This window comes from Streptomyces sp. NPDC048420, from assembly GCF_040651535.1.
GTDB lineage: Bacteria > Actinomycetota > Actinomycetes > Streptomycetales > Streptomycetaceae > Streptomyces.
In genome coordinates this window covers 387,694-400,875 of the sequence record NZ_JBEZKG010000002.1, presented here as the reverse complement: position 1 = coordinate 400,875, position 13,182 = coordinate 387,694, and the positions used below count along the sequence as shown (strand labels likewise).

The 13,182-nt window shown below is 71.0% G+C and carries 9 protein-coding genes and 2 tRNA genes; 5 read left to right on the top strand and 6 right to left on the bottom strand.

Annotated elements, in window-relative coordinates; all coding sequences use genetic code 11:
• Positions 1-152: 152 nt before the first annotated feature.
• Positions 153-1,268 (bottom strand): alkene reductase, encoded by a 1,116-nt coding sequence (locus tag AB0D34_RS04540; protein ID WP_362656294.1) that lies wholly within the window; start codon positions 1,266-1,268, stop codon positions 153-155.
• 429 nt (positions 1,269-1,697) lie between these two features.
• Complete coding sequence (locus AB0D34_RS04535; RefSeq protein WP_362656292.1) at positions 1,698-3,044, bottom strand: aldehyde dehydrogenase family protein; 1,347 nt, start codon at positions 3,042-3,044, stop codon at positions 1,698-1,700.
• Between the two features lie 173 nt (positions 3,045-3,217).
• On the opposite strand from AB0D34_RS04535, the gene AB0D34_RS04530 reads away from it, so the two are divergent.
• Positions 3,218-4,138 carry a helix-turn-helix transcriptional regulator gene (locus AB0D34_RS04530; protein WP_362656289.1) on the top strand — a complete coding sequence of 307 codons (921 nt, stop codon included), beginning with the start codon at positions 3,218-3,220 and terminating at the stop codon, positions 4,136-4,138.
• 413 nt (positions 4,139-4,551) lie between these two features.
• On the opposite strand, the gene AB0D34_RS04525 is transcribed toward AB0D34_RS04530, so the two are convergent.
• Positions 4,552-5,160: a TetR/AcrR family transcriptional regulator gene (locus tag AB0D34_RS04525; RefSeq protein WP_362656286.1), complete on the bottom strand. Its 609-nt coding sequence runs from the start codon at positions 5,158-5,160 to the stop codon at positions 4,552-4,554.
• A gap of 88 nt (positions 5,161-5,248) precedes the next feature.
• On the opposite strand from AB0D34_RS04525, the gene AB0D34_RS04520 reads away from it, so the two are divergent.
• Positions 5,249-5,968 (top strand): SDR family NAD(P)-dependent oxidoreductase, encoded by a 720-nt coding sequence (locus tag AB0D34_RS04520; protein ID WP_362656283.1) that lies wholly within the window; start codon positions 5,249-5,251, stop codon positions 5,966-5,968.
• Between the two features lie 225 nt (positions 5,969-6,193).
• Here the strand turns inward: AB0D34_RS04520 and AB0D34_RS04515 are convergent, their stop codons facing one another.
• Positions 6,194-6,922 carry an SDR family oxidoreductase gene (locus AB0D34_RS04515; protein ID WP_362656280.1) on the bottom strand — a complete coding sequence of 243 codons (729 nt, stop codon included), beginning with the start codon at positions 6,920-6,922 and terminating at the stop codon, positions 6,194-6,196.
• 47 nt (positions 6,923-6,969) lie between these two features.
• On the opposite strand from AB0D34_RS04515, the gene AB0D34_RS04510 reads away from it, so the two are divergent.
• Complete coding sequence (locus tag AB0D34_RS04510; protein ID WP_362656277.1) at positions 6,970-7,266, top strand: MerR family DNA-binding transcriptional regulator; 297 nt, start codon at positions 6,970-6,972, stop codon at positions 7,264-7,266.
• Between the two features lie 75 nt (positions 7,267-7,341).
• Here AB0D34_RS04510 and AB0D34_RS04505 read toward each other — a convergent pair.
• Both AB0D34_RS04505 and AB0D34_RS04500 read right to left on the bottom strand, forming a co-directional pair.
• Positions 7,342-7,414 (bottom strand) — tRNA-Arg (locus AB0D34_RS04505).
• Between the two features lie 187 nt (positions 7,415-7,601).
• Positions 7,602-7,692: transfer RNA gene (locus AB0D34_RS04500), tRNA-Ser, on the bottom strand.
• Between the two features lie 153 nt (positions 7,693-7,845).
• Here AB0D34_RS04500 and AB0D34_RS04495 point away from each other — a divergent pair.
• Together AB0D34_RS04495 and AB0D34_RS04490 are read left to right on the top strand one after the other, a co-directional pair.
• Positions 7,846-8,274, top strand: coding sequence for an SSI family serine proteinase inhibitor (locus tag AB0D34_RS04495; RefSeq protein ID WP_362656274.1), 429 nt, complete (start codon positions 7,846-7,848; stop codon positions 8,272-8,274).
• Positions 8,275-8,445: 171 nt separating this feature from the next.
• The gene (locus tag AB0D34_RS04490) at positions 8,446-13,083 is read left to right on the top strand and encodes a PAS domain-containing protein (RefSeq protein ID WP_362656271.1); all 4,638 of its coding nucleotides are present in this window, start codon (positions 8,446-8,448) and stop codon (positions 13,081-13,083) included.
• Positions 13,084-13,182 lie beyond the last annotated feature (99 nt).

Here is a 13,182-nt window from a genome sequence, read left to right as displayed (position 1 = left end):
CGAAGGGCCGCCGCGGTGGCCACGCACGAGAGCGATGTGCTCGACGAGGTCACCGAACGCAGGCTGCTGACCAGGAACCTGCGGACCGCGACCGCCCTGAAGGACCCTAGAGTCCTCGGGCCGGTGATCGCCGGTGTGACCGCAGGGGGCTTTCAAGCCGCTTCGAGGAAGGGGTAGTCGGTGTAGCCCTCGGCGTCCAGCCCGTAGAACAGTTCCGGCCGCGGCTCGTTCTCGGGGTGGCCGCCGTGCCAGCGCTCGACCAGGTCGGGGTTGGCGATGAGGGCCCGGCCCACGGCCACGGCGTCGGCGTGGCCGGCCTCGATCTGCTGGAGCGCCTGCTCGCGGGTGGTCTGCCCCCCGCCGAGGGGGCCGGTGTTGACGATCAGCTTGCCGGCGAAGCGCCGGCGCAGCTCCTGTACCAGGTCGCCGCCCGGCTCGGCGTGCAGGACGGACAGGTAGGCCAGGCCCAGCGGGCGCAGTTGGTCGAGCAGGGTGCCGTAGGTGGCCAGGACGTCGTCCCGGTCGGTCTCGAAGACGTCCCCGAAGTCGACCTCCGGCGAGATCCGCAGCCCGACCCGCTCGGCACCGACGGCCTGGGCGACCGCCGTGACGACCTCGACGACGAAGCGGGCGCGGTTCTGCGGCGAGCCGCCGTATCCGTCGGTGCGCTGGTTGGCCGCCGGGGAGAGGAACTGGTGGAGCAGGTAGCCGTTGGCGCCGTGGATTTCCACGCCGTCCGCTCCCGCCTCGATGGCCCGGCGGGCCGCGGCGACGAAGTCCTCCAGGGCTGCACGGACCTCTGCGGTGGTCATCGCTTCCGGTACGGGGTAGGGCTGCTCGCCCTTCTCGGTGAACGTCTCGCCGGTCCTGGCGATCGCACTGGGAGCGAGGACGCGGCGGCCGCCGTTGATGTCGGGGTGGGTGCCGCGGCCGGCGTGCATGATCTGCAGGACGATGCGGCCGCCGTCGGCGTGCACCGCCTCGAACACCCGCTGCCAGCCGGCCGCCTGCTCGTCGGTGGCGATGCCCGGCTCACCGACATACCCCTGCGACGCGTGGTCGGGGTAGGTGCCCTCGGCGATGATCAGCCCGACGCTCGCCCGCTGCCGGTAGTACTCGACCATCAGGTCCCCGGGGATGCCTGAGGAGCCGGCCCGGACCCGGGTCATCGGTGCCATGACGACGCGGTTGGCGAGCTCGATCTTCCCGAGAGAGACGGGGGAGAAAAGCGACGGAACGGGCGAAAATTCTGAAGTGTTGGCAGACATGGGTTTCTTTCTTTCTGTAATACGGAGGGGAACGGGATGAAGGTCTGCGACGCAGGGGGTCCACGCTGTCCTGGCGGAGGCGCGGATGCGGTCCTCGGGCAGGCGTGGGCCCGCTGACGGTGACGCGGTTCCAGGACCGCGATCGGGGTGGGGGTGATGTTGGCGGCGAACGCGGTGAGAGCCGCATGCCGTCGGTGTCGGCGTCGGTGTCGGCGTCGACGCCGGTCAAGCGCAACCGCCCGCCGGAGTGCGGGTGTTCACTCCTTGCGCACGATCAGCAGCCGGCCAGGTGACGAAGTCATGGGTGCCGCCGCCGGAGCCGGTACGGATCGGTGTCTGCACCCCGCGCCGCGACCGACTCCCTCGACGCGCCCCCGCGAAGAGGCTCGCCCATCGGACAGCCTGCTTCACGAAAGCGCGAGGCTAGGGCTAGCTGAGCGGGACATCCGCGACACCCTTGAGGTGGCTGAACGTCTCCAGGGAGTACCGGCCGTGGTAGCGGCCCATGCCGCTTTCGCCGACGCCACCGAAGGGCAGGCCGGTCATGAGCAGCTGCATCACCGGCTGGCCCCAGGCGACGCCGCCGGAGGACGTCTCGTTCACCAGGCGCGACTTGATGGCCTCGGACTCGGTGAAGGCGTAGAGCGCGAGGGGCTTGTCACGTTCGTTGATGAAGGCGATGGCGGCATCGAGGTCTTCGACTTCCACGACGGCGATGATCGGACCGAAGATCTCCTCCTGCATGGCCGGCGATGCGGGGTCGACATCGGTGAGCACGGTCGGTGCGATGAACAGGTCGTCACGGTCGTGCTGGCCTCCCACCGCCGCCCGGCCGGAATCCAGCAGACGAGTGAGCCGGTCGAAATGCCGCTCGTTGATGATCCGGCCGAAGTCGGCCGCGGTCTGCGGAGCGGTGCCGAACTGAGCTTCGACCGCCGCGCGGAGGGCGGGAACCAGTGCGGCAGCGGTGGCAGGATCGGCCAGAACGTAGTCGGGGGCTATGCACTGCTGCCCCGCGTTGCCGAACTTGGCGCCGACCAGCCGCTTCGCGGTCTCGTCAACGTCCGCGTCAGGTGCCACGAAGACCGGCGACTTGCCCCCGAGTTCGAGCGTGACGGGGGTGAGGTGCTTGGCGGCCGCGGCCATGACGACCCGGCCGACCGTGCCATTGCCGGTGTAGAAGATGTGGTCGAAACGCTCTGCCAGAAGGGCCGTGGTCTCCTCGGCGCCCCCCTCGACCACCGAGAGCACGTCAGGGTCGAAGTACTCGCGCAGGAGGCGTGACGCGACCGCCGAGGTGTGCACCGAGATCTCGCTCGGCTTGGCCACCACGGTGTTCCCGGCGGCCAGTGCGCCGATGATGGGGTCGATGAGAAGGTGCAGCGGGAAATTCCACGGGGCGATCACCAGGACGACCCCGAGCGGGTCGTACGTGGTGTAGGCCGTGGTCGTGGGACCGAAGTGGGCGGGAACCTCCACCGGGCGGGGCTGAAGCCAGCTCTCGAGATTCGCCAGCGCCTCGTCGATGTCGGCGACGGTGAAGTCGATCTCCTGCGTCTTCGCCTCGGCGGGGTTCTTCCTCAGATCCGCCCAGAGCGCTTCGATCAGCTCCTGCTCGTTCTCCACCAGCAGGGCCCGCAGCCGCCGCAGCTGGTCGACGCGCCAGTCCAGTGGGCGGGTGACGCCGGTGTTGAACGTCTTACGAAGGCGGCCGACCACCTCCGCCGCCGTCTCGCTCTGGCGGGTCCTCGACTCGGTCCCCTGTGTTGCGGTCATGGGATGTACTCCGTTCCTGATGCAAGCCACGCCCCGGCTGCCATCCAGCCGGGCACAGTGGCCAGCGTGCTGGACGATCCGGTATCCACCCAGGTCACGGCTTTGTGTACATCCGCTGTGCCTACCACTGACTGGGGCAGGCTGGTGTGCGTCCGACCGGGGATACTCGAGGCATGGACGAATACCCCGAACCGGTGCACGAGCCCGCCGACGGCGCTCTGGACCCGCGTGCCGATCTCAGCGAGTTCCTGCGCACCCGGCGGGCCCGGCTGAAGCCGGAGGACGTGGGACTGCCGGACTTCGGGCGGCACCGGCGGGTGCCGGGGCTGCGCCGCGAGGAGCTGGCACAGCTGGCCGGGGTGTCGGTGGGGTACTACACGCGCCTGGAGCAGGGCAACGGGCAGCACGTGTCGGCGGAGGTCCTCGACGCCATCGCCCGCGCGCTGCGGCTGAGCGATGCCGAGCACGCCCACCTCACGCACCTGGCGAAGCCGAGACAGAAGAAGAAGCCGGCCGGCCGCGCCCAGCAGGTGCGGGGCCCCCTGCGGACTCTGCTGGACACCATGGACGGCGTCCCGGCGACCCTTGTGGGACGGCGGGGGGACATCCTCGCCTGGAACCGGATGGCCGCGGCGGTCTTCGGCGACTGGGCCGAGCTGCCCGAGCACGAGCGGAACTGGGCGCGGCTGGTGTTCCTCAGGCCCGAGTACAGCGACCTGTTCGTGGACTGGGAGGACAAAGCGAACGACGTCGTCGCTCAGCTGCGCCTGGACGCCGGCTCCCATCCAGGCGACCCCCGGCTGTCCGCGCTGGTGGGCGAACTCTCCGTGAAGAGCCAGGAGTTCCGGCGACTGTGGGCCACCCACGACGTCAAGGAGAAGTGCCACGGCGTCCAGCGCCTGCACCACCCGCTCGTCGGCGAACTCGACCTCCGCGTCGAGTCGTTCCGCCAGGCCGACGCCCACGAACGGATGCTGGTGACGTACCACGCCGAACCCGGTTCCCCGTCGGCGGAGGCACTACGACTGCTGGCCAGCTGGGGTACCGACGCGACAAGGGCGGGAGCCGGGATGCCGCCGGCACGCACGGCTTGATGAACAGTTGATCATCGGTAGTTGGCTGCGCGCCACGCCCAGCGTCCCTTCGCACGCCGGACGCCTCCGGGGGCGGTGTCGGATTCAGGACGGCGCGGGCGTGCTGCGGGTGGGCAGTGGAAGAACGGTGCCGCTGCTGACTTCTCCCCGCACGTCTGCCGCGTCGACATCAGATACCGCTCCAGGTGACGCACCCGCAGTTCCTCCACCCGTCGCGGCGGTTCCGTGAGCCCGTTGACCGTGGACACCTCCCGGTCCCGGCTCGTGTCCTACAGACGAGGTCCACGCTCGTCGCGACGACGGCCACCCGTACGCCGCCCGGTCATCCATGGACGCGCGCGCCAGTCAACGCTGGCCTCGCGCGAACCACAGAAAGTCGAAGTACGTGCGCAGATCCCGGGCTGACTGGCTGACTACAGCTTTGGCCAGCTACCCAACGCGAGGTCCGCGACTTGCAGCAGCTCAGGGCGGGAACTCCCACTCGTGGCCTGGACGGCGATCCCATTGGCGACTGTTCTCAGGTAGAGCGCAAGAAGATGAGGATCTGCGGAAGGCGGAAGGTCACCGGCGTCCACCGCCTGTTGAAACCGGCGCGTCAGGTGGGCTATCCCGTCCTCACGCCATGCGATGAGTGCGTCTCGGACTGGGCGGCTGTCATCCCCGGTGGCCAACGCACCCTGCACGCCAAGACAGCCCGTGGGGAATCCCGGCATGGTTGCCGCCTCGACCGTCCCGTGGAGCACGGCAGTAGCCACGGCTTGACTGGTGGGCTCTGCCAGGGCTCGAGCGAAGTAGGCGGTCAAGCCCTCGGTGTACCGCTCCAGCGCCTTGTAGAAGAGGTCTTCTTTGCTGCCGAACGCCCTGTACAGGCTGGGGCGGCTGATACCCATCGCTTCCGTGAGGTCGTCAAGGCTGGCGCCCTCGAAACCCTTTGACCAGAACACCAGGACTGCACGATCGAGTGCCTCGTCGATGTCGAACGCGCGGGGCCTGCCAGGAGGGACCGGTGTCGTCGAGCTCATTTCTTCATCCTACCCCTTCGGTACCGATCGGTACGGATGTGGTAACGTGTTTCGTACCAATCGGTACGCTATACGGAGAGGTGACATCGTGTCACAGACCGTACTCATCACTGGCGGGACCTCAGGCATCGGCTTGAGCCTCGCGCAATCCTTCGTGGAGCTCGGGGCATCAGTCGTCGTCTGCGGGCGTTCGCAGGCCGCGCTTGACCGATTCGCGCAGGCACACCCGCAGGCGCTGGCCGTGCGGGCCGATGTGACGGACGCAGCTGATCGGGCCGCGCTGTTGCAAGCAGTCGCTGATCGCTTCGGGCGTTTGGACGTGTTGGTCAACAACGCCGGTACGTTCGAGGAACGAGACTATGCCGCCGCCAAGAACCCCAACGCGACTCTCGATGACGAGGTGGCGTTGAACCTCACCGCACCCATCCACTTGACGGGTGAAGTGCTCGAGCGATGGCCAGAACCCGACGCGATCGTCTTCATCACCTCGGGGTTCGCTCTGGTCTCGCCCACTCGCGCGCCTACCCACGGCGCGGTGAAGGCCGGCCTGCACGGCTTCGCGGACGGTTTGCGCCGTCAACTCGCCCCGCAGGGCACCCATGTCCTCGAGGTCCTCCCACCGTCCACGGACACGCCCATGAATGCCGAAGCCACGGGGAAGAAACTGACTCCCGCACAGGTGGCGGCGGTCACGATGAAAGCTCTTCGGCGGCGGCGGAACATGGCTTTCCCCGGTCAGACGAAAGTCATGCCCGCCATGCTGCGCATCGCGCCGGGCACACTACGACGCGTCGTCTCCGAGCTCTGAACCCCATAGAAATCATCGCCGGTGCCGGAGACGAGGCCCAGGTTCCAGCCCAGCCGCGGCAGGCGCCGCGGCGGCGGTGATTCCGGCGACGAGGAGAGTACGGCCGCAAGCTGCGGCTATCGGCGTACGGCCGTACCGGTCGACGAGCCAGCCGGTCAGCGGGGAGGGCAATACAGACATCACGTCACGTACCGCGACCGAAGTCAGTGTGGCCCAAGGGGCCCCTCATGCCGCCGTCAACGCCGCCAGCGCGCGGTCCATCGCGGCGTTGAATTCCTCCGGCGTCAGCGGCAGCCGGGACTTGACGTCCCGACTCCACTGGTCGGCGAGGACCTCGGCGGAGCCCGCCTCGACACCGTCGAGCGCCGCGTCGGCCAGATCCGACGGCGCGAGCTTGGCCACGGGCCAGCCCGCGGCCATGTCGGTGTCGGCCAGGCCGAGGTGCACCGCTGTCACGAGCGTGCCCTGCTCGGCGAGTTCCAGGCGGACGCCGTTGGTCATGGCCCAGGCGGCGGCCTTGGTCAGGTGGTAGGCATTGGCGCCCCTGCCCCCGAACCATGACATGGCGGAGAGGACGTTGACGATCGCGCCCCCGCCGTTCCTGGCGAGCGCCGGCGCGAACTCCCGGATCATTCCCAGGTGGCCGAACATGTTGGTCTCCAGCTCGTGCCGCACCGCGTCCAGCGAACCGGTCACCAGGTCGGTCCCCGTACTGATTCCCGCGTTGTTGATGAGCAGCGAGACGTCCGGGGCGGCCTCGGCGGCGGCCCTCACGGATGCGGGATCGGCGATGTCGAGGGGCAGCACCTCGACCCCGGGCAGGTCCACGCTCTCGGGTCGGCGAGCCGTCGCGTAGACCTTGCGGGCGCCCCGTTCGAGCAGCCTCTGGGCGAAGGCGCGGCCCAGGCCGCGGTTGGCTCCGGTGACAAGGGCAACTGAGTCGTTGATGTCCATGCCCAGCACGCTAAAACCTGACGTCAGCGTCAGAGGCAAGTGCTGCCGTGGCCGAGCGGCTGATCCGCATCGGCGAGGTGGCGCGGGGTGCCGACGTCTCGGTACGCGCCGTGCGCCACTACGAGCAGCAGGGGCTGGGCTGCTCGTCGCGGAGCGCAGCCCCTCCGGCCAGCGCCTCCACCGGCAGGATGCCGTCGCCCTTGACCAGCCGAAGGATCACGGAACTCCTTCCGTACTGGGACGCCGGGCACCGAGCCATGCTGCGCGCCGAGTGGGACGGCATCCAGGCCAAGGTCGACGACTTGCGGTCGCCCTGGACCACCTCGACGAGGTCATCGCCTTGACTCTGGACATCTACGCGCATGTGCCACTGACGTCAAAGGCCCCTTGGGATGATCCCAAGGGGCCTTTGATCTATGTGCACTCGGCAGGATTCGAACCTGCAACCTTCTGATCCGTAGTCAGATGCTCTATCCGTTAAGCTACGAGTGCTTGTTTTGTTTTCCCGCCGGTCCTTGCCCTTCCGGGCCGCTCGCGGCGACAGGAAGAACATTACATGACTGCCGGTCGCATGTGAAATCCGTTTGCCGTAGCCCTTGTGAGCTGCGGAAACGGGTCCGAGAGCGCTCAGGAACGACGAAGCCCCGGTCCAGTGGACCGGGGCTTCGGTGATCTTGCGCGGAGGCGGAGGGATTTGAACCCTCGATGGGATTGAAGTCCCAAACCGCATTAGCAGTGCGGCGCCATAGACCGGACTAGGCGACGCCTCCCGCACAGCCGCCCGCGCGAGCGCGAGTGGTGCGTGCAGATGATGACACAGCCGAAGGTCGCGCCACCAATCGGCTCCCACGGTACTAGGCGGGCGGGGGGCAGGGCAAAGTGCTTCCGCGCAACGTACGGCGCCGTCCGGCGTTAGTCAGGGCATGTCACACGTCATCCGGTTCCGCCGGCTCGCACGGTTGAGCCCGCTCCCCCTGTTCCTCGCCGCGCTCGCACCGGCCCCCGCCTCCGCGCACCCGGCCGACGGCGACCACCTCACCGTCACCGTCCGGGGCGCCGGAGGTGGTGCGGACGGGACCTTCGAGGTCGACTGTCATCCCACGCGCGGCAACCATCCAGATCCCGGCGGTGCCTGCGCCACCCTGGACCGGAACACCCGGTGGGGGCGCGACACCTTCGCCCCCGTCCCCGAGGGCAGCATCTGCACGATGCTCTACGGCGGTCCCGCCACCGCCCATGTCACGGGGACGTGGGCCGGGCGCCCCGTGGACGCCCGGTTCGACCGCAGCAACGGGTGCGAGACCGCGCGCTGGGACCGGTTCGTGCCGCTCCTGCCCGGCATGGACACCTGAGGCCCCCGAGATGCGGTCACACGTTCTACTTCACTTCGTCGTGCGACCTCCCTCTCATCCGGCTCCCCCGCACAACCGCTGCGCTTAGACTCCCTCGCGTGACACGTCGCGGGCCCCTTGGCAAGATGGCCGAACGGTCGGCAAGGTGCGGTAACAGGGAGGAAGCGTCTCGTGAGCAGCAGGCCATCCCGAGGCGCTGCTCGCCTCGCAGCCATTCTCGACGCGCTTCCCGACGCGTTGGTGCTGGTCAACGCCAATGGAACCGTCGTCAACGCCAACACCATCGCGCTGGAGGCGTTCGAGGCGCCGGGGACGGCTCTGGTGGGGCGGGGGCTCCTCGATCTGCTGCCCGAGTTCGACTCGCGGCTCATCCCGGGCTCCATGCGACGGCCCGACCACATGGACCCGCGCGGGCGCACCAAGCCGACCCGGATGGTGGCGCGCAGGACCGACGGCACCGAGTTCCCCGTCGAGGTCACCAGCGCGAACCTGGAGAACGGCCAGCAGGCCTACGACGGTTACGGCTACAGCGGCGACGAGCTGCTCATGCTCGTCGTACGGGACCTGACCGGGACCGTCGACACCGAGGCCGAGCTGGCCCGTTCGCAGCGGCAGACCGAGATGATCCTGCGGGCCGCGTCCGAGGGGGTCGTCGGTACCGACACCGACGGGCGGATCGTGCTCGTCAACCCGGCCGCCGCCCAGATACTGGGTTACCGGGCCAGTGACCTCGGCGGCCGCGAGCTGCACGACCTCATCCTGCACTCCCGCGCCGACGGCACCCCGTTCGCGTACGAGGAGTCCCCGCTCGCCGACACCCTGCGCTCCGGGCGCAAGCACCGGGTGCGCGGACAGGTGCTGTGGTCCAAGAAAGGCGAGAAGGTCCCGGTCGACCTGACCACGGCGCCCGTGCGCGACGGTGACCAGCTCGTCGGCGCGGTGCTCACCTTCACCGACCGGCGGCCCTACGACTCCCTCGCCGACGAGAAGTCCGCCGCCGAGAAGGCCCACGCGGAGGAGCTGGAGCGGCTCGAGGAGGAGCACGCCTCCGAGCTGACCGCGCTGCGCCAGAAGCACATCGCCGAGCTGGAGGAGCTCCAGGAGCAGCACGACGAGGAGCTCGCCGCCGGCGAGGAGCGGTACGCCGCCCTCGGGGAGCGTGAGAAGGACCGTTACGAGGCCCTCGCCGGTCGGCATGACCAACTGCTGACGCTGCTCGGGCGCTCGCTGCGCGGCCCCCTGGACGAACTGCGCCGTGAGCTGTCCGCGCTCGCCGCCGACGACGCCGGGCAGCTGTGGCCCGAGGCCAACCAGGTCCTGCACCACCTCTCGGCGGGCTACTCCCGCATCACCAACCTCATCGACAACGTCCTCGGCTACCAGCTCCTCGACGCCGGCACCGACAGCATCGGCCGTACGAAGGTGATGCTCGACGCCGTCGTCGCCGCCGGTGTGGACGGCGCGGTCGAGCTCATCGGGCCCGGCCGCGTCCAGTTCGCCGTGCACGCGCCGCCCATCGAGGCCGAGGTCGACGCCCAGCGCCTCGCGACCGCGCTCGCGCATCTCGTCGCGGACGTCGCAGGGGTCGACGCGACCGGGAACTCACCCGTGTCCGCGGGCGGTTACATGGACAACACGGTCGTGGTGGCGGCCGCGCTGCGCGGCGAGAGCGTACGCATCGAGGTGCGCGGGCCGTACGCCGGGGGAGACCCGGTGCACGAGCCGATCGTGCGCGGGATCGTGCGCGCCCACGGCGGTGTGCTGCAGACGCACGAGGTGCCGGGCATGAGCGGCAGCGCGTACGTCCTCGAAGTGCCCATCGGCGGTGGGGCGGGGGCCGTCGCGGCGCCCGGTCCGGCCGCGCTGGAGGCCGCTCCCGTGGCGGCCGCTCCCGCCGAGGGCGGTGGGCGGCGGCGGGCCCGGCGGTCCTCCACCGACTCCTTCCTGGACGGCGATGTCCCGGCCGAGAACGACGACTCCGCGGCGCCCACCGGGCGGCGCAGGCGTCGGGCGGCGGCCGAGCAGGAACAACAGGCCGTGGCCGTGCCGGCTCAGGCCTCAGGCGATGACGGGGACGGTTCCGGCGGCACCGGGCGGCGGCGCGGGCGGTCCGCCGAAGGCGCCGAGGCCGGTGAGTTCACCGAGTCGGCGGATTCCGTGGAGTCCGGCGTCTCCGAGGGTGCGGTCATGACGGCCGCCGAGCATGCCGCGGGGTCCGCCGCCGTGGGCAGCGGTCTCGGCGGGACCGTGCCGCCGCAGGGCGTGCCCATGCCCGCGGGGCGCCAGGCCCGGCACGACGGCGGAGAGCAGCACGCGCTGCCTGCGGCGTTGCCCGCGGGCGGCTCCGCCCAGTCGGGGCAGGGTCAGATCCAGGTGGCCGGACAGGGTTCGTCCGGTGCCGGCACACCGCAGCAGGACGGACGCCGACGGCGTGCCCTCGCCGCCGCGTCGGAGCGGGCCGCAGCGCAGGAGGCGGCCCCCCGCTCGGTGTTCGCCCTCCCGCCCGCCGAGGCGGACCGTCCGGCCGACGGCCCGGACGCGGCGGGTGCCGCGCAGGTGCAGGCAGCGCAGGCGCAGGGACTGGCTCAGGTACAGGGGCCGACTCAGGTGCAGGCAGCGCAGGCGCAGGGACTGGCTCAGGTACAGGGGCCGACTCAGGTACAGGGGCCGGCTCAGGTACAGGGGTCGGCTCAGGTACAGGGGTCGGTTCCGGTTCCGGGGCAGATCCCGGGCCAGGTTCCGGGCCAGGTCCAGGCACAAGTCCCCGGTCAGCTGACGCAGACGCCGGGTCAGCTTCCGGTCCCTGGGCAGGCGCAGGTTCCGGGCCAGGCGCAGGCTCCGGCTTCCGCCCCCGCCGCGGCCAACGGACTCGCCCAGATTCCCGGCCAGGCCGTCCCGGTTCCCGTCCCCGGTCAGCCCGTCCCCGCCGACGGTCACGGCGACGAGGGTCGGCACGACGCCGTCCCGCACGACCAGGCCGACGACCACACCCCGCCGCAGCCGCACCCCACCAACGCGCCGACGGGCCGCCGTCGCCGGGCCGTGGCCCAGCCGGCGGAGGCCGCCGGTACGCCCGCATCGGGCCAACCCGTTCCGACGGCAGTCCCTACGGCCCCTGCCCAGCAGGTCCCCGCGGCGGTGCCGCCGGGCCACTTCCCGGGTGTCCCCGTGCAGAACGCGACCGGACAGGCCGGTCTGGTCCCGCAGAACGTGCCCGCCCCGGCCTCGCCCGTCCACGCGGCCGCCCAGGGACAGCCGGTACCCGGACAACCGGTGCCTGGACAACCGGTGCCCGGACAGCCTGTACCTGGACAGCCCGTGCCCGCCCAGCAGGTCCCCGGGCACCCCGGCGTCCCGGCCCAGGCCGGACTGGCCCCCGCCCAGGCCGTTCCGGCCCCCGGCGGACCCCTGCCCGCCGAGGCACCCCAGCCGTGGCCCACCGCCCAGGGCACGCCCGGCGCCGACACGCCCGTACCGGCGAACGGCGCCGCCACCGCCGTACCCCCGAACCAGCCCGCTGCCCAGCCCGCGCAGGGTCCCGAAGCCGGGCAGGCCGCCTTCCCCCTGGGCGCGGAGACGGCGGCGCAGGCCCGGGCCGCGCAGCCGCTGCCCGCCGAGGCCGCCGGTACGCCGGCCGCGCCCGTCGCTCCCTCCGCGCCCGTTGACCCGAACTCGACGCAGGGGCGGGCGATCAGTGTGCGGACGCTCGGTCAGGGAGTCCCGTTCACCCGGCAGGCGGCCCAGGTGCAGCAGCCGGGGGCGGCCACGCCTCCCCCGCATCAGTCGAGCGGTTCGGGGCGGCGGCGCAAGCTCGGCACCCGGCCCGAACCGGTGGCCGCCGCGGCTCCGGAGCAGACGGCGCGGCCGCATCCGGTGGCCGAGCAGGCCGTACCGGCGCAGGCACCGCAGCCCCAGCCGTCGTTGGCCGGGCAGTCGCGGCTCACGCACGCCACCGAGGCGGCCGGACGGTCGTACGCCATAGGGGCGCCGGACGAGAACGCCGCCGAGGGGCCCGAACCGCTGGACGGTCCCGGTGGGGCCGTCGAGATCCCGGACACCCCGCGGCCGCAGCCGATGGACGACGAGCTGCCCCCGGAGCCGCTCGACAACCCGCGGCGGCTGCTGGTGTGGCCCGCGCCGGACGTGACCACTCAGCAGGCGCTCAGTGACCGTGGGTACCGGCCCGTCATCGTGCAGTCGCGTGAGGAGGTCGACGCGCAGATCGCGGCGTTCCCGGCCGCGCTGTTCGTGGACCCGCTGACCGGGCCGATCACGCGGACCGCGCTCCAGTCGCTGCGGCAGGCGGCGGTGGCCTCCGAGGTGCCGATCATGGTGACCGCCGGGCTCGGGCAGGCCTCGCGGGAGGCGGCGTACGGCGCCGACCCGGCCGTGCTGCTGAAGGCGCTGGCGCCGCGGGACAGCGAGCAGCACCCGCCGCGTGTGCTGCTCATCGAGGAGCACGCGGAGATCGCGCTGGCGCTGACGGCGACGCTGGAGCGGCGGGGGATGCAGGTCGCCCGCGCGGCGAGCGACGCGGACGCGGTGACGTTGGCCGGGCAGCTCAGGCCCAACCTCGTGGTCATGGACCTGATGCAGGTGCACAAGCGGCGGGCCGGGATCGTGGACTGGCTGCGGGCGAACGGACAGCTCAACCGGACGCCGTTGGTCGTCTATACGGCGGCTGTGGACCAGGCGGATCTGCCTCGGCTGGCGTCCGGGGAGACGGTGTTGTTCCTCGCGGAGCGGTCGACCAGTGCGGACGTTCAGTCTCGGATCGTGGATCTGCTGGCCAGGATCGGGACGAACTAGGCACGTCGATACGGCTCCGCGCCCCTGAAGGCCGTGCCGAGACGCCCTCCTACCTGGCGATCAATCTCCGCGCCGCCTCCTTCACCGACGCCCGAAGCC